We start from the raw sequence: 26,535 nt of genomic DNA, 5'->3' as shown, positions 1-26,535 counted from the left end.
ACCGGTAACATGACCGGAAAATGTGAAAGCGCTTAGGAAAACCGCTAAGATAGAAGGGTGAGAAAAAAGTGGCCACAGGCCAAGGAGGAAAAAATGGCTAGCGATACCAAGATCGACTTGCGCAAGCAAATGATTTACAGCATTTTTGTCAGAAACTACTCGCCAGAGGGCAATTTTGAAGGGGTCCGGAAGGATTTGGACCGGATCAAGGATTTGGGGACGGATATCATCTGGCTTTTGCCAATCCAGCCGTCAGGCAAGAAGAAGCGGAAGGGAAGCCTGGGTTCACCATACGCGATTTCCGACTACCGGGCCATCAACCCGGAATACGGGACCATGGAGGACTTCAAGCGCCTGTGTGACGACGTCCACGCCAAGGGGATGAAGATCATCATCGACTGCGTCTACAACCACACTTCACCAGACTCAGTCTTGGCTAAGGAGCACCCGGACTGGTTCTACCACAAGAAAGACGGCAGCTTCGGCAACAAGGTGGGCGACTGGAGCGACGTTATCGACTTAGACTACAGCCATAAGGACCTGTGGCAGTATCAGGCGGAGACTTTGGTCATGTGGGCCAAGTACGTGGACGGCTTCCGCTGTGACGTGGCCCCAATGGTGCCGGTGGACTTCTGGAAATATGCCAGAGAAGAAGTGGCCAAGGTGCGGCCAGGGGCTATTTGGCTGGCTGAATCCGGTGCTCCGGACTTTATCCGCTTTTTGAGAAGCAAGGGAGCAGTCGGCGGGTCAGATTCTGAGCTCTACCAGGCTTTTGACATGACCTATGACTATGACATCTACCCAGACCTCAGAGCAGCGCTTTTGGGGCAAAAGGACTTGACTGACTACCTGGCTGGTCTTAACCGGCAAGAGGGGGTCTACCCGGAAAACTACGTCAAGGCGCACTTTTTGGAAAATCATGACGTGGTCCGGGCCCACGGGATGATTGATGATCCGGCGTCTTTGCGGGCAATGACGGCCTTTATCTACTTCATGAAGGGGGCCATGCTGCTCTACAATGGGGAAGAAAAAGGGGATGCCCACCACGTGACCCTGTTTGACAAGGACCCGGTTGACTGGAGCGGCGATCTTGACTTGACTGACCTCTTAAAGAAGATGCATGAAATCAAGCAGCTGCCAATCATGGCCAAGGGCAGCTATGAGGCTAAAGAGGTCAGAAAGGGCGTTCTTGAAGCAGTCCACAGCCTGGGTGAAGGCGAAGAAGAAGAGCAGCTGATCGGCTTGTTTAATATGACTGGCAAGAAGCAGGCGATTCCGACCCAGCTGCCAGAAGGAATTTACAAGAACCTTTATGATGGCAGCAGCGTCCAGGTTTACGAAGGAGTCATGAGGATCGGCGAGATTACAATTATTGAGAAATAAGAGCTGAGAAGGCGGCCTAAAGTAGACAGATTTTTTGCGAGAATTGGCGAAAACTTTTTTGACAAAAGCAGATTGTTTGCTATAATGAAAGAGTTGATAAATTGCCAATTTAGCTCAGTTGGTAGAGCATCTCCCTCGTAAAGAGAAGGTCGTTGGTTCGATTCCAATAATTGGCACTCAGAGTATCAAAGAAGTCCGTTGCAAACGCAGCGGACTTTTTGTTGTTCTTAAAGAGGGATGCAGACTTACAGTTGGGCGAAGTAACGAATAGTGCGCACCATCTGTGAAGTGTATGAATTTTCGTTGTCGTACCAGCTGACGACTTGAACCAGGGTCTTGCCTTCAGGCATTGGGATAGTCTTGGTTTGGGTGGCATCAAAGATTGACCCGGCCCGGGAGTTGATGATGTCTGAAGAAACGATTTCGTCAGTGTTGTAGGCAAAAGATTCAGTTTCACTGGCCTTCATCTTAGCGTTGACTTCTTCAGCGGTGACCACGCCGTCGACTACGGCATCCAGGATAGTGGAAGACCCGGTGGCTACTGGCACTCTTTGGGCTGCCCCAGTCAATTTGCCGTCCAGCTGAGGAATAACCAGGCCGATAGCCTTAGCGGCACCGGAAGATGCAGGTACGATGTTTTGCCCAGCAGCTCTTGACCGGCGCAAAACGCCCTTTCTCTGCGGCCCATCCAAAAGCATTTGGTCACCGGTGTAGGCATGGATGGTGGTCATGACGCCGGCCGTAACGGGAGCCAGTTCGTTCAAGGCTTGGGCCATCGGGGCCAGGCAGTTGGTGGTGCAAGAAGCAGCAGAGATGATCTTGTCGTCAGCTGTCAAAGTTTGGTGGTTGACGTTATAGACGATAGTTGGCAGATCCTTGCCAGCTGGAGCGGAAATGACGACCTTGCGGGCGCCGGCTTGCAGGTGGGCGCTGGCTTTTTCCTTGGAAGTGTAGAAGCCGGTGCATTCCAGCACAACGTCAACGTGTAATTCGCCCCAAGGTAAATTGCTGGCATCTTTTTCAGCGTAGACTGAGATTTCCTGCCCGTTGACGAGAAGGGCATGGTCGTTATATGAAACGTCACCTGGGAACTGGCCGTGGGTAGTATCATATTTCAGCAGGTAGGCCAGCATTTCCGTGCTGGTCAAGTCGTTGATGGCTACTACTTCATAGCCTTCAGCTCCAAACATTTGCCGGAAGGCCAGACGGCCGATTCTGCCGAAACCATTGATGGCAACTTTTACTGACATATTTGTAATCCTCCTTGATTCTTATCCGAATTCCGGCTAGCCGCCGTTTGCTTCATAGTTCCGAGAAACGGCTTGATTGGCTGGCCTTTACGATTATCATTATACGAACGCGCTGGATGTTTTATAATAAAGAATATGAAAAAAGGAACTATACAATCTGTCAATTAAGGAGGAAGTCATGCCGCAAAAAGACCGCTACAAGGACCGGGTGCTGAATATTGAATTTAAGCCGGTCGCCGTCCTGGAGACGCCCCGGGCTATGAGCCTGGCCTTGCTGACTCATGGCAAGGCGAAAATGAAGATCAATGGCCAATCGGCTACCGTCAAGGCCCCGGCCCTGCTTTTCTTAAATGAGGCCGATCGGGTGACGGCCAGCGGGGATTTCGCGGCCCAGTCCTTCAGCTTTGACGAGGCTTTTTTGAAGACGGCTCCGTTCAGCCGTGAGCCGGACCAGGAATTCCATCTGGCGCTCAAGACCGGCCAGCGTCTGTTTGCCAAGGATGCCAGGCAGAAATACTGGGAGCTGCCAAATAAGATCTACGAGCAGATCCGGGAATGGTTCTTTATCATGGGGATGGAGGTGGCAGCCCAGAGCGATGAGTTGTGGTGCTGCAGGATCAAAAAGTACCTGATTCAGATCTTGAGCATGGCGGAGGATTTGAGCGCTTTGACCGCGGAAGACCCGGTCAGCCTGGCTTTGAGCTACATCTATTCGGCTTACTATGAAAAAATCAGCCTGGAGGATCTGACCAGACAAGCCTGCATCAACCGGGTGACTTTGAACCAGCTTTTTAAAGACCGCTTTGGCTGCACGGCCATGGAGTACCTAACCAGGTACCGGATGAAGATTGCCGCGCAGATGCTTACGCACACCGGAATGAAGGTAGTGGAAATTGCTGAGGCGGTCGGCTTTGACTATGATACCTATTTCATCAGGATTTTTACCGCTAAAAAGGGCCTGTCGCCGACTTCTTACCGCCAGCAGACCAGGCAGGCGGCTGAAAGAGTTTGAATGGCACGAATTGATTTTACCCTGGCATCTAGTGATGTTCTGCTTTTTGCTTAGAGCAGATATACTGTAATCATCAAATCAAGAGACGAAGCAGAAATTAAGAAAATAAGCCAAGAGAAAGCTAGGTAAATGAAGATGGAAAAGAAAGTTATTTTGATTACTGGTGCCAGCAGCGGGATGGGTTACGAAACTGCCAAGAAATTAGCTCAGCAGGGCAACAAGGTCTACGGGGCAGCCCGCCGGGTAGAAAAGATGGTGTCTTTGAAGGAATACGGGGTAACCCCAATTCACCTAGACGTGACTGATGAAAGCTCCTGCAGAGAAGCGATTGAAGAGATCATCAACCAGGAAGGCCGCATCGATGTTTTGGTCAACAACGCGGGTTACGGCAGCTATGGCGCGATCGAAGACGTGGACTTGACTGAAGCTAAAAGGCAGTTTGACGTCAACCTCTTTGGTCTGGCAGCTTTGACTAAGGCAGTTTTGCCATACATGCGGGCTCAGCATTTAGGAACCATCATCAACATTTCTTCCATGGGCGGCCGGATTGTTTCCTTCATGGGCGGCTGGTACCACGCGACTAAGTACGCGGTTGAAGCCTTCAGCGACGCCCTGCGGATGGAAACCAAGCAGTTTGGGATCAACGTTGTATTGATTGAGCCAGGCGGCATTAAGACCAACTGGGGCCATATCGCGGCTGATCACCTGGCAGAATCAGCCAAGGGCGGCGCTTATGAAGAGACTGCCAATAAGGTTGCGGCAGGGATGCACAAGCAGTACAGCGGCAACATGATGAGCAACCCAAAGGTTGTGACTCGGGCGATCAGCCGGGCAGTTAACGCTCGCCGGCCACGCCCTCGTTATTTGATTGGTTTTGGGGCCAAGCCATTGGTCTTCGCGCACGCTATTTTGCCAACCAGAGCTTTTGATTTCATTATAACTCACGCATCTTAATATTTGTGAATCCATAAGCAGGTAAGCTTATGGATTTTTATTTTTTACTTAGATTTTGCATGAAAATCATTAGTGTAACCGGTTAACAAAGAAATGAAAAGGCGGTAAAATAGACTTAAATAGGATAAGCATGTACTTAAGACATAGCTAACTCGTGGTGAATTAAATAATGATGACTATTTTATCTTAGGTATAGTAAGCTATTCTAAATTTGAAGAAAAAAGTTTAGTGAGAAATTATGACGAGAGAGAGGGATGCAGAAATTTTATGACTAAATGTGTGTACTTCTGTGTGGAAAATATAGGCTATAGAGTTGGCTAATTGCTCAATACAATTTGGATGAGTGATGGCAAGTGAACCTGTTGTGAGCTATTTCTAGAAAATGGCTAGTTTTGTCTAAGAGGTGTAAGCATGTTATCAAAGAACAATCGGCATCTTCAAGAACAACGAATGAGCGACTCCAAGCAGCGTTTTAGTATCAGAAAATACAGCTTTGGTGCCGCTTCAGTTTTGCTGGGCTTGTCTTTTTTGACTTATGCTTGGGGGAGTCCTGTATCAGCGGATACGACAGACCAGTCGGCAGTAACGGTTACTGAGACTAAGGTGACGAGCACGGATAAGGCAAGTAGTGCTCAGACGACTGCAGCTAGTGAAGCTACTGTTTCTACGGCGACTAGCGAAGCAAGCAGCAATGCGACTGGTGAAGCAGCAAGTACGGCCAGCGAAGCTGTAAACTCAACCGCGACTAGTGAGTCAGCAGCGGCAGAAACGACTCTAAGCAGTGAAACTGCAAGTAAGGAAACGGTTACTAGTGAAGCGGCTAAGGAGAGCACCGCAACTAGTGAAGCAAGTAAGACCAGCACTGCAACGAGTGAAGCTAGTGAAAAGGCAAGTACGGCTATCAGTGAAAGCACGACTCCAGCCACGGCCACCAGCGAAGAAAATAGTCAAGAGCAAACGGCCACTAGCGAAACAGCTGACGCTAATGCTTTGACTGCTTCTAAGGTGGCTAAGGCTTCAGCACTTAAGTCAGTAAAGTTGGCAGCGGCTACTACGGCTACGACTGACACCACAACTTCTACGGATGATGCGGCTTCTTCAAGCGGTGAGATTACTACTGAAGGCAAAGCAAAGGGGCTGACTGACAGCGATGTTGATCCAGCGATGAGTGATGCCAACGGGGCAAGTCTGTTACTTGACAACTCTGCAAAAAAGATTCCTAGTGGCTACAAGGCTGACCCAACTGAGGGACGTTACACTTTTGGGATTCTTAGCTTAGGGCCAATTAATCAATCTGGCTATACCAGCTATAACCAAACGTATAATGTCAATTACTACATCCGGGTATCAACGGCTGCTAAAGCTACCAATGGGGTATATGATGATACTGTTTATATTCAATTGGTTGACGCTGATCAAGACACAGTTCTTTGGGAAAGCTCAGCCAAGCCGGGTGATTTAAACAAGACCATTGATGCATTAAATTCTACAAACGGTAATCCGTTCCAATACTCATATGCAGAAAATGTTGTCAATGGTGTAACTACAAAGGCTATTAAATTTGATGCCAGCCCAATTGATGCTAATAATGGTCCAATGTACTCTACGGCTGTATATCAAGCAGACAGCGATAATCAAACTTCTGGGACCTCTATCAGTTTCAATTATCCGGATGCAAGTACTATTGAAACACGCTACATTGCAAAGGACGCTGCCGGTAACGAAACTGTATTAGCAACATACGATGAAACCGGTAGACCGGGTTCAATCTATACCGCGTCAGGTCTGCGTTATTTCGTTGGTTATGACTTGGTATCCGTCCCTTCTGAAACAACTAGCACTTTAAAGCGTAGCTATACAGTCGGTGATCTTTTAGTTCCAACTCCAAGAAAGTATTCAAATTACATTCAAATGGTTCGGACGAGTTTGATCACGAGTACTGACGGTAGTAGCATTATCAGTATTCGCATGGCTCTAAATGGTGCGAGCCTTGATGATATTAATAATCCTGACGTTTGGAAGGTTGTCTTTACTAGTGAAGAGCTGAAGCCTGGTGAATGGTCTACTACTGGTAATAATCTTGCAAATTATAATGGTTCTCACGAAAAGGGAGCATTTGCTATTCCAGACGAAGCGGTCAAGGCTGCTGGCTTTACCGATGAGCAAATGGTGGGCAAGTACGTATTTAACTGGTTATTGCTCAACATTAACCCAGAAGGTCAATCTCCAGTTGACTACTACTACGCTCCACAAGGCCAAGTACGAGTAAACTACGTAACTAGTGATGGTACGGCAATCCAAACGCCAGTCACTGCGTATAAGAATTCTGCGTATAAGAATTCTGATACTTATGATGTAACCGGCTCAACTTACAGACCAGCAACCATTACTGTGAACGGTAAGACTTATCGTTATGTTAAGAGTGACAAGTCTTTGGGGACTGCAGGAACGACTGACGTCAATGGCTATACTTACACTTTGACCCCATCAGACGCTACTGGTACGATCATTTCCAACACGGTTAACGACGTTTACTACGTATACGAACAGGTTAAATATCACACTGAAGCAGGTGATTCTAAGACAGTAACTCGGACGATCAAATACTATGACAGTGTGACTGGCAACCCGATTCCAGAGAACTTAGAGCCGACGGTTAAACAGAGCGTAACGTTGACTGGAAACAAGATCTACGATGACCAAAACAACTTCATTGGTTATGGTACCGTTTCAGCTGATGGTTCAAGTTACACGATTGAACAGAAAACCTGGACTCAACAGGACTCTGCAAATCTGTCAGACTACGGCTACACTGCACCAGACAGAGCTTCAATTGCTGCGGTAACGGTTGATCACAATACTACCGATGTGACGGAAAAGGTATACTATGGCCACCAGACTACGCCGGTAAAGCCAACGGATCCGAAGACTACTACTGACAAGATTAACCCTAAGGGTGATGTGACTTATCCAGATGGCGTGTCAAAGAATGACTTGAATGCTAGTGTAACTCGGACTATCAACTACGTTGACGAAGACGGCAACGCAGTTAACGGTTCGCCAGATGGTACTAGCTCATACGAACAAACTGCTGAATTCACTCGGACTGCTATCGTTGACAAGGTAACTGGCAAGATCCTTGGTTACGACACTAACAACGATGGCAAGGTCGACACTGAAAGTGCAGACCGTGCATGGATGCCAACCGAAAAGACTTTGGCGGCGGTTGATTCGAAGAAGCCTAGCGAAGTAGGCTACGACAATGTCGACAAGTCTACTGTTGAATCACTCGTAGTTACGCCAGATCAAGCTGTTACTCCTGTTACCGTAACTTACAGCAACAACCCTGTTTCAGGCACGATTAAGTACATTGACGATACTACCGGTAAAGAACTTGACAGCGACAATTTGAAGGCTGGTAAGATCGGTTCAGTCATCGACTACAAGACTGAAGACGAGATTAAGAGCTACGAAGCTCAAGGCTATGAACTTGTTTCAAACAATTTTACTGATGGTACGCAAACCTATGCTAAGACTGGCAACGACTTTGTTGTTCACTTGAAGCACGCAACTGAAGAAAAAACAACTTATAGGGATGCAACTCAAACTATCCACTACGTTGGTGCTGGTGATAAGACTCCAGCTGACAAGGTTCAAACTCAGAAGAATGCCTTTAGCAAGACTGACACGATTGATAAGGTAACTGGCGAAGTAACCAAGAGCACTGGTTGGACTGGCACTAAGACTTTTGGTACTGAAGATACTCCAGTAGTTGACGGATACCACGCAGACAAGAAGGCTGCTGGTGGTTTGACCGCAACTGTCGATAACCCAGATGTAGAAGCAACCGTAACCTACACTCCAAACGGCAAGCTGGTCCCAGTTGATGAAGACGGCAAGCAAATCCCAGGTACTGACACGCCAACTTACACGACTGATCCAACAGACCCAACCAAGGTCTTGGATCCAACTGTTCCAGACGTAGATGGCTACACGCCGAAGAGCAACAAGGTTGGCGACAAGGTAACTCCAGAAGATCCATCCAAGGATACTGAAGTGCCTTATGTTCAAGTTGTAACTGGTACCATCAAGTACGTTGATGATATTACTGGTCAAACCTTAAGCAGCGAAGATCTTGAAAAGGGTACTGTAGGTTCAACTATCAACTACACTACTGCAGACAAGATCAAGAAATACGAAGCTAAGGGCTACGCGCTCGTTTCAAACAACTTTACCGATGGTACTCAAACTTATGCTAAGACAGGCAATGACTTTGTTGTTCACTTGACCCACCAAACTGTCCCAGTAACGCCAGAAGATCCGAAGAACCCAGGCGAGCCGATCATTCCTGGCGGGGATGTAACTTACCCAGCAGGCTTGACTGAAAAGGACTTGAAGGATACTGTTACCCGGACGATTGTCTACATTGACGATAAAGACAATGCGGTTAATGGTTCACCTGATGGTACCAGCAGATATGAACAAACTGCAGAATTCGCTCGGACCGCTATTGTCGATAAGGTAACTGGTGAGATCCTCGGTTACGATACTGATGGTGATGACAAAGTTGATACCACCAAAGCCGATCAAGCATGGACGCCAACTAAGAAGACCTTGTTAGAGGCTCAATCAAAAGATCCAAAGTTATTGGGCTACGATGAGGTTGATACTCCTGTTGTTCCGGATCTGGTAGTTACTCCAGGTCAAGGGGATAGTGTGGTTACTGTAAAATACAGTAAGATCACGTACACGCTCAAGGATGAAGAAACTAAGACTGTTACTAGAACTATCAACTACGTTGACTCAGTAACTGGCAAGGCAATTCCATCAGAACTTGAACCTTCAGTAACTCAAACTGCTACTTTGACCCGGTCAGTAATTTATGACAGCAAGGGCAACAAGATTGGTTACGGTACTGTCTCAGTAGATGGCACTAGCTACACCCTTGACGACAGTTACAAGGTTATTGGATCTTGGGATGAACAAAAGTCAGCTGATCTGTCCAGTCATGGCTATACTGCTCCAGACAAAGAAACTGTAGCAGCTGTAAATGTTGATGGCTCAACCAAGGACACTGTAGTGACTGTATACTATGGCCACCAAACTGTCCCAGTAACGCCAGAAGATCCGAAGAACCCAGGCGAGCCGATCATCCCGGGTGGTAACGTAACTTATCCAGAAGGCTTAACTGAGAAAGACTTGAAGGATACTGTTACCCGGACGATCAAATATGTTGACGCTAAGGACAACCCAGTCAACGGTTCTCCAGATGGCAAGAGTTCATACGTACAAATTGTAACGTTTGAGCGGACTGCAATCGTTGATAAGGTAACTGGCAAGATCCTTGGTTACGATACTAACAAAGACGGTAAGGTTGACACTGTTGATGCTAACCGTGCTTGGAAGCCATTGAATGCGGATCTTAGTGAAGTTAAGTCAGCTGATCCAACGACTCTTGGCTTTGACCATGTTGACAAGGACACTGTAGCTAAGGAAACTGTAGTGCCAGGCCAAGCTGACTTGACTGAAAAGGTTGTCTACAGCAATAACCCGATGGTTGTATCTGGTACGATCAAGTACATTGACGATACGACAAAAGTCACTCTTGATGAAGATGCTCTGCCAAGCGGTGAGGTTGGTTCAAAGATCAACTACACTACTGCAAAGGAAATAGAATACTACGAAAACAAGGGCTACGAACTGGTTTCTAACGACTTCACAGACGGCAGCACAGTTTACGCTAAAGAAGGCAACAACTTTGAAGTTCACCTGAAGCACAAGACTCAAACCATCACGCCAAATGACCCGAACCCAGTAACTCCAGGTAACCCGATCAACCCTAATGACCCGAACAGTCCAGTTTATGGTGAAGAAACTGACCGGAAGAACCTGGTTAAGGACGCTACCCAAACCATTCACTACGTAGGTGCAGGTGACAAGACTCCAGCTGACAAGGTTCAAACTCAAAAGGATGCCTTCACGCGGACAGTTACGATTGACAAGGTAACTGGCAAGGTGCTTGAAACTAGTGCATGGGAAGGCACTAAGACCTTCGGCTTTGAAGATACTCCAGTAGTTGAAGGCTACCACGCCAACAAGAAGAGTGAAGGTGGCTTGACGGCAACTCCGGATAATCCAGATGTTGAAGCAACTGTAACTTACACGCCAAATGGCAAGCTGATCCCAGTTGACGAAGAAGGTGTTCACATTAAGGACACTGATACGCCAACTTACAAGACTGATCCAAGTGACCCAACCAAGGTTGTAGACCCAACTGTTCCAAAGGTTGATGGCTACCAGCCAAGAGACAACAAGGTTGGTGATAAGGTAACGCCGAAGGATCCAGCTAAAGATACTGAAGTTGTTTACGTCAAGACTCCGGAAATTAAATACGGCTTGACTGAGAAGTTTGTCGATGTAGACGGCAATGAACTTGTTCCAAGCGAATCCAAGGGTACTGAATACAAGACTGGTGACAAGTACGACGTAACTAAGGATGCCAAGGTAATTAACGGCTACGTTCTGGTTGACACGGATGAAACGACTGGTACTTTTGACAAGAGTGACAAGACTGCTACCTTCATCTACAAGAAAGTTGGTAAGATTATCCCTGTAGATCCAAATAACAACCCGATCCCAGGTGCTGAAACTCCAAGCTACAAGAATGACCCAGATGATCCAACTAAGGTAACTCCAAACGAACCAACTCCAACGGTTCCAGGTTGGACGACTAATGTTCCAAACGTAACTCCAGAAGATCCAACCAAGGATAAGCCAGTTGTCTACACTCAAGATAAGTATGGTTTGACTGAGAAGTTCGTCGATGTAGACGGCAACGAACTTGCGCCAAGCGAAAGCAAGGGTACTGAGTACAAGACTGGTGACAAGTACGACGTAACTAAGGATGCTAAGGTAATTACTGGCTACGTTCTGGTTGATACGGATGAAACGACTGGTACTTTCGACAAGAGTGACAAGACCGCTACCTTCATCTACAAAAAGGTCGGCAAGATTATCCCTGTAGATCCAAATAACAACCCAATTCCAGGAGCCGACACGCCAAGCTACAAGAACGACCCAGATGACCCGACTAAGGTGACTCCAAACGAACCAACTCCAGGCGTTCCAGGTTACAAGACTGATGTTCCAAACGTAACTCCGGATGACCCGACTAAGGATACTCCGGTTCCTTACACCAAGAACGAAACCCCAGAAACCAAGTACGGCCTGCTTGAAAAGTTTGTTGACGAAGAAGGCAATGAACTTGCAGAAAGCGTCGACAAGGGCAGCGACTACAAGACTGGCGATAAGTACGACGTAACTAAGGACGCTAAGGTGATCACTGGCTACGTATTGGTCAAGACGGAAGGGACGACTGGTACCTTCACGGATAGTGGCAAGCTTGCTGTCTTCACCTACAAGAAGGTCGGCAAGATTATTCCAGTAGATCCAAATGGCAACCCAATTCCGGGCGCTGACACGCCAACTTACGAGAACGATCCAGATGATCCAACTAAGGTAACTCCAAATGAACCAACTCCAACGGTTCCAGGTTGGAATACTGATGTACCAAATGTAACGCCAGAAGATCCAACCAAGGATACTCCGGTTGTCTACACTCAGGATAAGTACGGCTTGACTGAGGAGTTCGTGGACGAAGAAGGCAATGAACTTTCACCAAGCGAATCCAAGGGTACTGAGTACAAGACTGGTGACAAATACGACGTAACCAAGGATGCCAAGGTAATCACTGGCTACGTATTGGTTAAGACGACTGATACGACTGGTACCTTCGAAAAGAGTGACAAGACTGCAGTCTTCACTTACAAGAAGCTTGGTAAGATTGTTCCAGTAGATCCAAAGGGTAACCCAATCCCAGGCGCAGACACTCCGACCTACAATAACGATCCAGAAGATCCATCTAAGGTAGTTCCTAACGAGCCAACTCCTTCTGTCCCAGGCTACAAGACCAACGTTCCAAATGTAACTCCAGAAGATCCGACTAAAGATACTCCAGTTCCTTACACGAAGAACGAAACTCCAGCAGCTAAGTACGGCTTGACTGAGAAGTTCGTGGACGAAGAAGGCAACGAACTGTTACCAAGCGAAAGCAAGGGTACTGAGTACAAGTCTGGTGACAAGTACGACGTAACCAAGGATGCCAAGGTAATCACTGGCTACGTATTGGTTAAGACGACTGATACGACTGGTACCTTCGAAAAGAGTGACAAGACTGCAGTCTTCACTTACAAGAAGCTTGGTAAGATCGTTCCAGTAGATCCAAAGGGTAACCCAATTCCAGGTGCTGACACTCCGACCTACAAGAACAACCCAGATGATCCAAGCAAGGTAGTTCCAAACGAGCCAACTCCATCTGTCCCAGGCTACAAGACTGATGTTCCTAATGTAACTCCGGAAGACCCAACTAAGGATACTCCGGTTCCTTACACTAAGAATGAAACTCCGGCAGCTAAGTACGGCTTGACTGAAAAGTTCGTTGACGAAAACGGCAATGACCTTGTGCCTAGTGTATCCAAGGGCACTGACTACAAGTCTGGTGACAAGTACGACGTAACCAAGGATGCCAAGGTAATCATTGGCTACGTATTGGTTAAGACGACTGATACGACTGGTACCTTCGAAAAGAGTGACAAGACTGCAGTCTTCACTTACAAGAAGCTTGGTAAGATCGTTCCAGTAGATCCAAAGGGTAACCCAATTCCAGGTGCTGAAACTCCAAGCTACAAGAACGATCCAAGCGATCCATCCAAGGTGCTTCCAAATGAACCAACTCCATCTGTACCAGGCTACAAGACCGATGTTCCGAATGTAACTCCAGAAGATCCGACTAAGGATACTCCTGTTGTCTACACGAAGAACGAAACTCCAGCAGCTAAGTACGGCTTGACTGAAAAGTTCGTGGACGAAAACGGCAATGATCTTGAATCTAGCGTATCCAAGGGCACTGACTACAAGTCCGGTGACAAGTACGACGTTACTAAAGACGCCAAGGTAATCACTGGCTACGTATTGGTTAAGACGACCGACACGACTGGTACTTTTGGTGACAGCGACAAGACCGCCGTCTTCACCTACAAGAAGATCGGTAAGATTGTTCCAGTAGACAAGGACGGCAACCCAATTCCAGGTGCTGAAACTCCAAGCTACAAGAACGATCCAAGCGATCCATCCAAGGTGCTTCCAAATGAACCAACGCCAGATGTCTTAGGCTACACGACTGACGTTTCAAAGGTAACTCCGGAAGACCCAACCAAGGATACTCCTGTTCCTTACACTAAGAGCGTGACTCCGTCTAAGCCAAGCAAGAACAAGCCGGGCAAGAAGGGGGCTCCATCCGCGCCAACTGGTCCAAACAGTCCAACCCTGCCAGGCAAGAAGGGCAAGACCGCTCCAGCTACTCCGAACGCTACTGCCTTCTCAACTGGCTCAAGCAAGCAGACGGCTAGTCTGAAGCAAAACGCGCAAGCCAAACTGCCGCAGACCGGTGAAGCAACTGACAAGTCCCGTGCTCTGTCAGTCCTCGGCCTCGGCGTAATGGCCTTGACCGCTCTGCTCGGTCTTGCTATCGACAAGAAGCGCAAGAATTAATCTCTTTCTTTAAAAAGCTAACTGCTTTTCAAGACGTGATTCTGTTTTTTAACAGGTCACGTCTTTTTTTCGTCTTTTTCCTGTTTTTTCGCAGGCTTAACATATTTAGGATTGACAAAAGAGCTTTAAAGCATAACTATGTAATTTAAGAAAAGGCGGGGTGATAAAAATGACTGACTACAACAATGAATACGACAACGACTATGTGGAAGAGCTGGAGATTGATCCTAGCGAAATCCTGAGCTACAGCATCTCTGAAAGACTTGCTGGCTTAAGCGGAGAGGAAAAAGCTGCCTTCTGGCGCTCCTTTTACCAGCAGGCCCGGCAGATACACCGCTTCTTTATCGATAGCGCTGACCTCCGGGAAAACTTTGACGTCGACGTCATCTACAACCGCCGCAACCAAGACGCGGTCTACCAGGCGATCCCTGCTGGCTGCAGAAAAGATGGACCTTGCCTGCTTCTGCAGGGTGTGATCGATGACTATTCTTTCTCAGAAGACGACACTCTGGAAAGCCGCCAGTCCCTCTTTATCCCCGAGAACGAATCTGCCTTCGTCTACGAGCTGAACACCGACGACGGCTTGATCGACCTCTTCGCCTTGACCTACCAGCAGAATAGCCACGCCCTGGAGGCCCTTGGCTTTAACTTGAAGCACCGCCAGCAGATTCACCATGCCGGCGAACTTGATTACTAGTTTTTAGGAGGAAAAAATGAGCAAGGAAGCAAAACTTTTCCAGCACGGCACATTAGCTATGCTGGTCGCTGGCCTCTTTGACGGGACCATGTCTCTCGAAGAATTACTGAATCATGGCGATAGCGGAATCGGCACCTGCAGCGGCCTGGACGGTGAAATGGTCATCCTTGACGGCACAGCCTATACCATCCGCCGGGACGGGACCGTCGAAGCCCTGTCCGGCAACATCAAAACGCCCTTTGCCTGTGTCCACTTTGACCAGAAAAGTCCTGGCCAAAAGGTAAGTGGCTTATCTTTGCCAAAACTTGAAGCCTATCTGAAAGGGCAGGGGATGAACAATATCTTCTATGCCGTTAAACTCACCGGCACTTTTGTCAAAATGAAGACCCGGACCGTCTTCAAGCAGGAAAAGCCATACCCAGGCTTAACTGAAGTTGCTGACCAGCAGGCCATCTTTGAAGGTAAAAACACGACTGGCACCTTAATCGGCTACTACGCTCCCGACCTCTACCAGGGGATTGCTTCCAGTGGTTTCCACCTCCACTATTTAAGTGGCGACCATGCCTTAGGCGGGCACGTTCTGGATCTAGAGCTGGCTGAAGGCGAGCTCAGCCTTACGCCTTTTAGTGACTTTAACCTCCACCTGCCAACTAGCAACGCCGACTTCATGCAGGCCGATTTTGACCTCGCCAGCTTGGGTGATCAGATCAAGCAGGCTGAACATTAAAGCGAAAGGATATCATGAAGAAAAAGCTCCAAGCCCTGGCCGCCAGAGTCAAAGTTGAACTCCCGGCCCTCTTTCTCGCCCTTAAAGACCGGCGGACCTCCTGGCTGGCCAAGCTCCTTGCCTTCTTGACCGTGGCCTATGCCTTGTCCCCAGTCGACCTGATCCCCGACTTTATCCCGGTAATTGGTTATTTAGACGATCTTTTAATCCTGCCTCTTCTGGCTGCTTTGACCATCAAGTTGATTCCCGCAGACGTCTGGCAGGACTGTCTGGACAAGAGCCAGGGGATGTGGGAGAGCGGAAAACCGAAGAAATGGTACTATGCCTTGCCGATTATTATTTTCTGGTTATTCATCCTATTTTGGATTGGAAAAATGGTCTACCAAGGACTTAATAACTAAATGATTAACAAAGCCGCCGGCCTTAGCCGGCGGCTTTTCATTTTATATCCCTTACTGGCGCTCGTTATTTGTTTATCAGATTCGGAATGTACAAAATCCTTGTTGAAACAGTATTGAAAGAATGTAATAATTTTAGAAAAAAGAAATACGATACAAGTATATGAAAAAGCCCCAGCCTTTAAATGGCAAAGAACATAATATTCACAATATAGAAAGCGCTTTAAATTGTTTTAGCAATCAAATGAAAGCAAAATAAGAATATGGTATCATTTATTTGTAAAACTACACACTTTATAAGCTGCTCGAATCGTTCGATTTTTCGACCAAAAAATAAGCGTGAAGCTAGATGAAATCTACTTTTGGCAGAAAGAAAACGTTTTTTTGAGAAATGTCATTTTTTATACTGAAAAATACCAAAAAAGGCTTATAATGTAAGTAGGCGAAAAACGCTTACAGCGTTGACGCGAAAATGATTTGATGTCTTTATGAATAAATGGTGATGTTTTTATAGGAAGTGAGGTAAGAAATGGACGAGCTGGAGCAACATTTACAGAACTTTGCCGCTGGCAATGAATTTTATCTGCAAAATTATCTTGGCTGTCACGCGGCTGGAAATGGCTATGCCTTTCGCGTCTGGGCGCCTAAAGCACAGCAAGTCTGGCTGGTCAGCGATTTCAACAATTGGGAGAAAGACCTGCCCATGCGGCAAAACGCTTATGGAGTTTGGTCTATTGAAACTGACCGTGCCCAGCCTGGCCAGCTTTACAAATTCTTAGTCAAGCAAGCAGGCGGGGAAGAGGTCATGAAATTTGACCCGATGGCCCTGGAATATGAACACCGGCCAGGCAACGCTGCCGTGGTAAGCAACTTGCCGGAGAAACGGTGGACTGACGGGGCTTGGTTTGGCTGGCATAAGCGGTCAAACCACTTTGCCCGGCCAATCAACATCTATGAAGTGCATGCCAGCTCCTGGAAGCAGCATGAGGACGGCAGTCTTTATACCTTGCGCGACTTGCAAAAGGAATTGATTCCCTACGTTAAGGAACAGGGCTTTAACTACATTGAATTCTTGCCTTTGACTGCCCACCCGCTGGATGCTTCCTGGGGTTACCAGACCACCGGCTACTTTGCATTGGAGCGGGCTTACGGAGAGCCGCGGGATCTGCAGGATTTCGTGGAAGCCTGCCACAAGGAAAACATTGGTGTTCTGGCCGACTGGGTGCCAGGCCACTTCTGCATTAACAACGATGCTTTGGCCTACTACGACGGGACACCTTGCTACGAATTTGAAGAAGGTTGGCGGGCCCAGAACAAGGGCTGGGGCGCCTTGAACTTTGACCTTGGCAAGCCGCAAGTGCAGTCATTCCTCTTGTCAAGCGCCCTCTTCTGGCTGGAATACTACCATCTGGACGGGCTCAGAGTCGATGCGGTGTCCAACATGCTTTACCGCGACTATGACCGGGGACCGGGCGAGTGGAAGCCAGACCAGTACGGCGGCAACCGCAATATTGAAGGAATTGAATTCTTGCACAAGTTCAACAAGACGATCAAGGGGATGCACCCGGAAAGAATCTTGATCGCGGAAGAAAGTTCTTCTCAAGTCAAGATCACCGGCCGGGTCGAAGACGGGGGCCTGGGCTTTGACTACAAGTGGAATATGGGCTGGATGAATGATGAGCTCCGCTTCTATTCCATGGACCCTTACTTCCGCAAAGACAACTTTGACTTGTCTACTTTCTCATTCATGTACCGAATGAGTGAGAACTTCATCTTGCCGCTGTCGCATGACGAAGTCGTCCACGGCAAGCGCAGCTTGATGAACAAGATGTTCGGCGCCCGGCCAGACCAGTTCGCTCAGCTGCGGAACTTGAACACCATGCTGATGACCTACCCGGGCAAGAAATTGCTCTTCATGGGCGGGGAATTCGGCCAGTACCTGGAATGGCGCTACCAAGAAGGCTTGGAGTGGTCTTCTTTAAGTGATGAATTAAACGCCAAGATGCTCAAGTTCAACCGGGAATTGAACCACTTTTACTTGAATGAACCGGCTTTGTGGCAATTGGAACAGGAAGACCGGTCAGTCCAAATCATTGACGCGGACAACCGCGACCAGTCCGTCCTTTCCTTCATCAGACAAGGAAAGGTGCGGCATGATTTCCTGATCGTTCTGCTCAACTTCACGCCGGTTCAGCGCGACGGCTTTAAAGTCGGCGTGCCTTACCCCGGGACCTATAAGGAGGTCCTCAACAGCTCACGCAGTGAATTTGGCGGCGACTGGACCGCGAAACCACAGGAAATGGCTACCACAGAGGAGAAATTCAAGGATTTCGACTACCAGATTTCTGTTGACCTGCCAGGCTTCAGTGCCATGATCATCAAGCCTGACCAGGTAACAATCAAGAGAAAGCGTTCGAAGAAACGTTGATGTAATGTGATAAAAGATTAAAGATAAAAGATTAAGTAGGGAAGGATTTTTTACCATGAGTACAAAAATGCTAGGTTTAATTTTAGCCGGGGGCAAGGGGACCCGGCTGGGCAAACTGACCGCCAATCAAGCTAAGCCGGCCGTGCCATTCGGCGGCCGCTACCGGATCATCGACTTTCCGCTGAGCAATTGCGCCAACTCCGGCGTGCGCAATGTCGGCATCATCACCCAATATGAACCACTGCGGCTGAACAACCACATCGGCAACGGTTCCAGCTGGGGGCTGGACGGCTTGAACTCCAGCGCCACTATCCTGCAGCCATACACGGACAACGGCGGCAGCAAGTGGTTTGAAGGGACCGCCCACGCCATCTACCAAAACATCGACTACATCGACAGCCAGGACCCAGAATACGTCTTGATCCTGTCCGGTGACCACATCTACAAGATGGACTACGCCGACATGCTGGAAGAACATGAAAAGAACCACGCTTCTTTGACTGTTGCTGTTATCGACGTGCCTTGGGAAGAAGCGCCGCGTTTCGGGATCATGAACACCGACTCCAGCGGCCGGATCATCGAATTCGAAGAAAAGCCAGCTGAGCCAAAGAGCAACCACGCTTCAATGGGGATCTACATCTTCAACTGGAAGCGGCTGCGCGACGTTTTGACCGCGGGCTTTGCGACTGCCGATGACATGGTCGACTTCGGCAAGGACGTCATCCCTTACTACCTGAAGAGCGACGAAAGAGTCTTCTCTTACCAGTTCTCAGGCTACTGGAAGGACGTCGGCACCATCGACTCTCTCTGGCAAGCCAACATGGAATTCCTGGACGGCTCTGACGGCCTGGCCCTGGACGACCGCAGCTGGCGGATCTACTCCAAGAACACCATTGACGCTCCGCAAATGATTACGGAAAACGCCGAAGTTACTGACTCCATGATCGTTGACGGCTGCTACATTGACGGGACGATCAAGCACTCAATCATCTCAGCCAACGTTGACGTCCAGCGCGGCAGCGAGATTGTTGACTCAGTCATCATGCCGGGCGCCAAGATCGGCAAGAACGTCAAGATCACCAAGGCTATCGTTGGTGAAGGCGCCGTGATCGGCAGCAATTCTGTCGTTGGTGAAGAAAATGGGGAAATTGCCGTAGTCGGCAACAAGGAAAAGATTGGAGTGTTACCAAATGAAAACAAGTAAGATGTGTGCAATCTTCAGCAACCAGCACGAATACAGCCAGCTGAAGCCGCTGACCGATGAAAGAGCCCTGTCAACTCTTTACTTTGCCGGCAAGTACCGCTTGATGGACTTTGCCCTCTCCAGCATCGTCAACGCCGATATCAACCACGTCTACACCTTGATCAGCCAGGAAAAGGTCCGTTCTTACCTGGACCACCTGGGCGGGGGCAAGGAATGGGGCTTGGACACGATCGGCTCTTACGAATACCTGGACTTCTACCAGAACTTGATGCGGCGGCGGTCAAGAGGGGAAAACTACTTTGATGACTTGATCCTCTTCCTTAAGACCTGCAAGATGCCATACACTGTTTTCATCGGCAATAAGATGGCGGCTAACTTTGACCTCAAGGCTATCCTCCACTTCCACCAATCAAATGAAAACCGGATTACCCCTGTTTTCAAGCGGGTTGACCAAAAAGACATTGCGCCAGATGACCACACCTTTGTCTTAAGTGATGACAATATCGTCATTGAACAAAGAGAAGCCATCGAATTGACTGGTGAAGGTCCGGTTAACCTGTCAGCTAATGTTTATGTCATGAACACTGATTGGCTGATTCACGAACTGGAAAAGGCCCAAAAGAGCGGGGCTTCCTATGACGTTGCGGAACGTCTGGCAGCCTTGACTGTTAAGGAAAAGGCCAACGCTTACGAATACACCGGCTACCTGCGCAACATCCACGACATTTCCAGCTACTACGAGGCCAACTTGGACATGCTGGAAAAGGACAAGCGCGACTCCCTGCTTTACGGCAATCAAAAGATCATCACCCGGATCAGAAACGAAGTCGGCACTTACTACGACAAGGAATCTGACGTCAAGAACACTTTGATTGCCACTGGTTGCACGGTCAAGGGTGAAGTCAAGAACAGCGTCGTTTCCAGAAGAGTAAACTTTGCTAAGGATTCTGTTGCCAAGAATTCCGTAATCATGGCCAACTGCAAGCTCAAGAGCGGATCTGACGTTGAATACGCCATCCTGGACAAGAATGTGGTGATTGAAAAGGGCGTGACCGTCAAGGGTAAGCCTGACAGCCCTGTTGTCATCAAGAAGGGCAGCGTCATCAGCAAGGACTTTGTACTGGATTAATCGGGAGGAAAAAACGTGAGAGTTTTATTTGTCGGGGCCGAATGTGCGCCCTTCTTTAAGACTGGCGGTTTAGGCGACGTCTTGGGCTCTTTGCCCAACCAATTGGCCAAGGACGGCGATGAAGTCGGCGTGGCTTTGCCTCTTTACCAGGACATGCCGCAGGAATACCGCGAAAAGCTGGAATACCAAGGCAACTTCTATGTTCCAGTTGGCTGGCGGAACCAATACTGCGGGATCTTCACCCTGGAAATGAACGGGGTCAAGTACTTCTTCATCGACAACGAATACTACTTCAAGCGGCCAGGCATCTACGGCTACTACGACGATGGCGAACGCTACGCCTTCTTCCAGCAGGCCGTGATCATGATGATGGAGCGCTTCAACTTCGTGCCGAACATCCTGCACTGCAACGACTACCACACTTCCTTCATTCCATTCCTGCTCAGAGAAAAGTGGGGCTTCGTGGACGCCTACCGCGGCATCAAGACTGTCTTGACCATCCACAACCTGGAATTCCAAGGCAAGTACGATGCCAAGACCCTGCCGAACTTCTTCGGCCTGGGCTATGAATGGTTTGACAACGGGACCGTCCGCTTCAACAATGACGTCAACTGGATGAAGACCGGGATCTTGTACGCCGACCGGGTAACCACGGTCAGCCCATCCTATGCTGAAGAAATCCAAACGCCAGAATTCGGCCAAGGCTTAGACGGCATCTTGCGGTCAGTCAACTTTAAGCTGGTCGGCATCTTGAACGGGATTGACTTTGAAAAGTACAACCCGGCTACTGACCCGGTCATCAAGGTCCGCTACGACGTCAACCACCTGAAGCACAAGCGCCGCGACAAGACTGACCTGCAAAAGCAGGTTGGCCTGCCGGTAGCGCCAACCACCCCGGTTATCGGGATGGTCAGCCGCCTCACTGCTCAAAAGGGCTGCCAGCTGCTTTTGGAAGAACTGGATAACATTCTCCAGTTTGACTTGCAAGTAGTTATCTTGGGCAGCGGGGACCAGTACTACGAACATGCCTTAAGCGACATTGCCAGCCGCTACCCGGACAAGTTCAAGCTGATCCTAGCCTTTGACGTCAACCTGGCGCAAAAGATCTACGCTGGGGCCGACTCCTTCTTGATGCCATCCGCCTTTGAACCATGCGGCTTGTCACAATTGATCAGCCTGCGCTACGGGACCTTGCCAATCGTTCACCAAATCGGCGGTTTGGCCGACACGGTCTGGGTTTACGACAAGACCAAGAACGAAGGCACCGGCTTTGGCTTCCGCGAATTCAGCGGCTACCAAATGGTTGAAGCCATCAAGAAGATGCTGGAACTTTACCATGAAAAGGACAAGTGGGCCAAGGCACAAAGAACTGCCATGCGGTCTGACTTCTCCTGGAAGAACTCAGCAAGCAAGTACCAATGGATGTACGGTGAATTACTGGGATAGTCGAAAATGATGAGGAAGATGAGCATGAAATCAAGTAAAGTATCAGTCGCAAACAGCAATTTGCGGGAGATTACTCCTGAAGAATTCAAGGAAAGATTAGCAAGCAAGCTGGATCGGCACTTTGAAGAAAGCGTGGAAGAAGCTTCTAAGGAAGACATCTTTGCTGCTTTGGCTTCAATGGTCCGTGACGGTTACTCCAGCAAGTGGCGCAGAACCCGGATCGCGGAAAGTGCCAATGGCCACAAGCAGACTTACTACTTCTCCATTGAATTTTTGCCTGGGACTCTTTTAAAGAGCAACCTTTTGAACCTGGGCTGGCTGGACACGGCTAAGGAAGCTTTGGCTGACTTAGGGATTGACCTGGATGAAATTGCCGCTGTTGAACCAGACATGGCCCTGGGTAACGGGGGCTTGGGCCGGCTGGCTGCCGCCTTTATGGACTCTTTGGCTTCAACCGGCTATGCCGGCAACGGGAACGGCCTGCGCTACAAGTACGGCCTCTTTAAGCAAAAGTTTGTCAACGGCTACCAAAAGGAACTGCCAAATGACTGGCTGAAGCAGGGGGACTACTGGGAAGTGCGCCGGGAAAGCAAGTCTGTCCTGGTTAAGTTCGGCGGCCGCGTCAACATGGTTGATGACCACGGCTGGCTGACTCCGCAATATGAAGGCGCTACTGTCGTCCGGGCCGTGCCTTATGACGTGGCCATGGTCGGCTACCACAACGGGGTGGCTAACACCCTTCGTCTGTGGGACGCGGAAATTGCCCCGGAAGACGAATTGAAGTACCCGTCAATCGCTGACCGGCGGAAGGTGGAAGACTTGACTTCCATCCTTTACCCGGATGACTCCAGCTATGATGGCCGCCTTTTGCGGCTGAAGCAGGAATACTTCTTTGTTTCCGCCGGCTTGCAGAGTATCTTGAACAACTTTGTGAAGGACTATGGCGAAGAAGGCCTGCCTGACTTGCCGAAGTACGTTGCCGTTCACATCAATGACACTCACCCGGCCATGTGCGTGGCTGAAATGATGCGTCTTTTGGTCGACAGATACCGGATGGACTGGGACAAAGCCTGGGAAGTTACTGTCCAAGTGATGAGCTACACCAACCACACCATCATGGCTGAAGCCATGGAAAAGTGGGACGTAGGCATGTTTAGTCAGCTTTTGCCGCGGCTCTTTGACATTGTTAAGGAAATCGACCGCCGCTACGTGGCTGGCCTGGAAGGCAAGGTTTCCGGCGACGTGATTGAAAGAACCAGAATCGTCAAGAATGGGCAAGTCCACATGGCCCACCTGGCCATCATCGGTTCCCACTCAGTCAACGGGGTTGCTGCCTTGCACACCCAGCTACTGGAAACCGAAGTTTTGCGCGACTTCTACCAGCTCTACCCAGACCGCTTCAACAACAAGACCAACGGGATCACCCTGCGCCGCTGGATTCAAATCGCCAACCCGGATTTGGCCAAGCTTTTGGACAAGACCATTGGGACCGACTGGCGCTTTGACAGCAAGGAAATGCTGAAGTTTGAAAAGTTCTACCACGACACCGCAACCTTGACCAGCCTGCAGGAAATCAAGCTGGCCAACAAGAAGAAGCTGGCCAAGGTCATCAAGGCCAAGACCGGCATCGTGGTTGACCCTGAAGCCATCTTCGACGTCCAGGTCAAGCGTCTGCACGCCTACAAGCGGCAAACCTTGAAGCTGCTCCACGTTCTGAAGCTCTACCAAGACCTCAAGGCCGGCATCGACCATCCGAAGCGGGTAGTCATCTTTGGGGCCATCGCTGCTCCAAGCTATGTCTTTGCCAAGCAGGTCATCAAGGTGATCAACTCTGTAGCTGACCTGGTCAACAATGACCCAGACATCAAGGGCAAGCTGAAGGTTGTCTTCCTGGAAAACTACAATGTTTCCCTGGCTGAACAAATCATTCCAGCCGCTGACCTCAGTGAACAGATCTCAACGACCACCAAGGAAGCCAGCGGGACCAGCAACATGAAGCTGATGGCCAACGGGGCTTTGACGGTGGCGACTATGGACGGGGCCAACATCGAAATCAAGGACGCGGTCGGCAGCGACAACATTTTTGCCTTCGGCTTGGACAAGGATGAAGTTTACAACTACTACGCAAACCACTCCTACCACCCACGCGACCTTTACGAAAGCGACCCGGTCATGAAGAAGACGGTTGACGCCTTGATTGACGGGACTATTCCAGACTGCGTCAGCGAAGGCCGGGCCCTTTACGACGACTTCTTGAAGGACAACGAGGAATTCCTGGTTTTGGCCGACTTTGAAGCCTACTTGAAGGCCCAGAAGCTGGTTGAAAAGGTTTGGGCAAACAAGCGGCAATGGGCCCAGATGAGCCTGGTCAACATCGCTCACTCTGAACGCTTTGACGCTGACAAGACCATTGAACGCTATGCCAGTGAAATCTGGCACCTGGACAAGGTGGAATTTGACGCTGAAAAAGCGTAAGAGTGACTGATGAGAGCTATTTTTAATTCTTGGGACACCAAATACAAGCAGCCCTTTGGCGCCACGCAGGCCAATACCAGCGTCAAGTGGGCGGTTGAAGTCGATGAAGAAATCCAGGAGATCACCCTCTGGCTGACTAAAAACAATGAGTCGCCGGTAGCCTACCCCTTGACTTACAACGATGAAAGCAAGATGTATGAGACCAGCGTCAAGATCAGCAGCTCCGGGCTCTACTATTACTACTTCAATATCAAGCAAAATGACCAGTACTACTTTCTGCAAAGAAGCCAGGATGGTTTTGGCGAAAGCGAGATTACCCAGGACAGCCGGGACATCCGGACTTTCCAGCTGACCTGCTATGACCGGGCAGTCCCGCAGGCTCCCTGGTACACCCAGGGGGTGGTCTACCAGATTTTTCCTGACCGCTTCAACAACGGCAACCCGCATGGGGAGATCCGAGGCCGCAAGAAGGACAGTTTCATCTACGCGACCAAGGAAGACAGTCCTTACTACATTAAGGATGAACATGGCGACATTGCCCGCTGGGACTTTTTTGGCGGCAACCTCGAAGGTATCCGGCAAAAGATTCCCTATTTAAAAGATTTGGGAGTGACGGCCATCTACTTGAACCCGATCTTCCAGTCTTCCAGCAACCACCGCTATGACACCCAGGACTTCATGAAGATCGACCCCATGCTGGGGACTGAAGAAGACTTTAAGAACTTGATCAAGGACCTGCACAAAAACAGAATTTCCTTGATCTTGGACGGGGTCTTCAACCATGTCGGAGCGGACAGCAAGTACTTCTTGAGCGCGGTCACAGACAAGACAGGGCCTTACTACTCCTGGTTCAACTTCATCAACTACCCGACCAAGTACCAGTCCTGGTGGGGGGTAACTACCTTGCCAGAAGTCAACAAGAACAATGCTGACTACCAGAACTTCATCTGTGGTCCCGACGGCGTTTTAGCCAAGTGGACCCGGATGCATGTCGATGGCTGGCGTTTGGACGTGGCTGACGAGCTTCCGATGCCGCTTCTGCGGGAAATCCGCGAGCGCCTGCAAAACGAAGACTGCCATGTCTTGATCGGGGAAGTCTGGGAAGATGCCTCCCACAAGTTCGTCAACAGTGAATTCCGGACCTATATGGACGGGGACAACCTGACCGGGACCATGAACTATCCGGTCCGCAACTTTATCGTTTCGCTCTTGCAGGCCAATAACGAAACGGAAGAAGTGGCCGCCTTGAATGACCTGGAAAAGCTGGTTGAGAACTATCCTAAGGCCTTTCTGGAAAACTGCCTGAACAACATCGGCACCCACGACACGGCCAGAATTAAGACCGTCTTGGGGGGAGACGAGAAGCTGGTGGCCCTGGCCTTTGGCCTCTTGTTCGCCGTGCCTGGCGTTCCCTGCATCTATTACGGGGATGAAGCCGGCCTGGAAGGGGACAAGGACCCGGACAACCGCCGCTACTTCCCATGGGGCAAGGAAAGCGACTTTTTGGAAAAAGAAGTCAAGGAACTGGCCCACTGGCGGCGGGCAAACCGGGCTTTGGTCGACGGGAAAGTCGGCTATGTCAAGATTGCTTACGGCATCAACGCTTTAGTCCGCTTCAACCAAAGAGAACTGGTCATTTACTGCTACAATAAGACCGACCAGGATATGATCCTGGACGCGGGAGAATTTCAAACATATTGCCTGCCAGAGAAGATTGGAGAGCTGGTAAGTGATATACTGGATCAAGAAAGCATAGCTCAGAAGGCTTATCTGTTGAAGACATTTAAGCTGGACAGGAATGAAAAAGAATAAAAAGGAATATA

Annotated in this window: 14 protein-coding genes and 1 tRNA gene; 14 read left to right on the top strand and 1 reads right to left on the bottom strand. The window is 49.2% G+C overall.

Going from position 1 to position 26,535, the window contains the following annotated elements:
* Nucleotides 1-93 precede the first annotated feature (93 nt).
* Entirely contained in the window at nucleotides 94-1,383 is a 1,290-nt protein-coding gene (locus ACYVUU_RS08775; protein WP_484500678.1) for an alpha-amylase family glycosyl hydrolase, read from the top strand.
* A 103-nt stretch (nucleotides 1,384-1,486) separates the two neighbouring features.
* A tRNA-Thr gene (locus tag ACYVUU_RS08770) sits at nucleotides 1,487-1,559 on the top strand.
* Nucleotides 1,560-1,628: 69 nt separating this feature from the next.
* On the opposite strand, the gene gap is transcribed toward ACYVUU_RS08770, so the two are convergent.
* The gene (gene gap, locus ACYVUU_RS08765) at nucleotides 1,629-2,633 is read right to left on the bottom strand and encodes a type I glyceraldehyde-3-phosphate dehydrogenase (RefSeq protein WP_484500677.1); all 1,005 of its coding nucleotides are present in this window, start codon (nucleotides 2,631-2,633) and stop codon (nucleotides 1,629-1,631) included.
* Between the two features lie 178 nt (nucleotides 2,634-2,811).
* Between gap and ACYVUU_RS08760 the strand changes: the two genes are divergently transcribed.
* The 12 genes from ACYVUU_RS08760 to ACYVUU_RS08705 all read left to right on the top strand — a co-directional run bounded on the left by ACYVUU_RS08760 (nucleotide 2,812) and on the right by ACYVUU_RS08705 (nucleotide 26,524).
* Complete coding sequence (locus ACYVUU_RS08760; RefSeq protein ID WP_484500676.1) at nucleotides 2,812-3,645, top strand: helix-turn-helix domain-containing protein; 834 nt, start codon at nucleotides 2,812-2,814, stop codon at nucleotides 3,643-3,645.
* A 135-nt stretch (nucleotides 3,646-3,780) separates the two neighbouring features.
* Nucleotides 3,781-4,599 carry an oxidoreductase gene (locus ACYVUU_RS08755; RefSeq protein ID WP_484499364.1) on the top strand — a complete coding sequence of 273 codons (819 nt, stop codon included), beginning with the start codon at nucleotides 3,781-3,783 and terminating at the stop codon, nucleotides 4,597-4,599.
* Between the two features lie 411 nt (nucleotides 4,600-5,010).
* Complete coding sequence (locus tag ACYVUU_RS08750; protein WP_484500675.1) at nucleotides 5,011-14,208, top strand: mucin-binding protein; 9,198 nt, start codon at nucleotides 5,011-5,013, stop codon at nucleotides 14,206-14,208.
* A gap of 169 nt (nucleotides 14,209-14,377) precedes the next feature.
* On the top strand, nucleotides 14,378-14,905 hold the full coding sequence (locus ACYVUU_RS08745) for a hypothetical protein (protein ID WP_484500674.1): 528 nt from the start codon (nucleotides 14,378-14,380) through the stop codon (nucleotides 14,903-14,905).
* Nucleotides 14,906-14,921: 16 nt separating this feature from the next.
* Nucleotides 14,922-15,632 (top strand): acetolactate decarboxylase, encoded by a 711-nt coding sequence (gene budA, locus ACYVUU_RS08740; RefSeq protein WP_484500673.1) that lies wholly within the window; start codon nucleotides 14,922-14,924, stop codon nucleotides 15,630-15,632.
* 14 nt (nucleotides 15,633-15,646) lie between these two features.
* On the top strand, nucleotides 15,647-16,033 hold the full coding sequence (locus ACYVUU_RS08735) for a YkvA family protein (RefSeq protein WP_484500672.1): 387 nt from the start codon (nucleotides 15,647-15,649) through the stop codon (nucleotides 16,031-16,033).
* Between the two features lie 526 nt (nucleotides 16,034-16,559).
* Complete coding sequence (gene glgB / locus ACYVUU_RS08730) at nucleotides 16,560-18,458, top strand: 1,4-alpha-glucan branching protein GlgB (protein ID WP_484500671.1); 1,899 nt, start codon at nucleotides 16,560-16,562, stop codon at nucleotides 18,456-18,458.
* A 55-nt stretch (nucleotides 18,459-18,513) separates the two neighbouring features.
* Nucleotides 18,514-19,662, top strand: a complete 1,149-nt coding sequence (locus ACYVUU_RS08725; RefSeq protein ID WP_439775840.1) for a glucose-1-phosphate adenylyltransferase — start codon at nucleotides 18,514-18,516, stop codon at nucleotides 19,660-19,662.
* A complete protein-coding gene (gene glgD / locus ACYVUU_RS08720) occupies nucleotides 19,649-20,791 on the top strand; it encodes a glucose-1-phosphate adenylyltransferase subunit GlgD (protein ID WP_439775841.1) in 1,143 nt (380 codons plus the stop codon). Before ACYVUU_RS08725 ends, glgD begins: the two co-directional genes overlap by 14 nt.
* Before the next feature lie 15 nt (nucleotides 20,792-20,806).
* Nucleotides 20,807-22,237, top strand: a complete 1,431-nt coding sequence (gene glgA, locus ACYVUU_RS08715) for a glycogen synthase GlgA (protein ID WP_439775842.1) — start codon at nucleotides 20,807-20,809, stop codon at nucleotides 22,235-22,237.
* Nucleotides 22,238-22,261: 24 nt separating this feature from the next.
* Nucleotides 22,262-24,712: a glycogen/starch/alpha-glucan phosphorylase gene (locus tag ACYVUU_RS08710; RefSeq protein WP_484500670.1), complete on the top strand. Its 2,451-nt coding sequence runs from the start codon at nucleotides 22,262-22,264 to the stop codon at nucleotides 24,710-24,712.
* Nucleotides 24,713-24,721: 9 nt separating this feature from the next.
* Complete coding sequence (locus ACYVUU_RS08705; RefSeq protein ID WP_484500669.1) at nucleotides 24,722-26,524, top strand: glycoside hydrolase family 13 protein; 1,803 nt, start codon at nucleotides 24,722-24,724, stop codon at nucleotides 26,522-26,524.
* Nucleotides 26,525-26,535 lie beyond the last annotated feature (11 nt).

It is taken from the genome of Lactobacillus sp. WILCCON 0058 (genome assembly GCF_057198005.1).
This window is presented reverse-complemented; position numbering and strand designations above follow the sequence as displayed.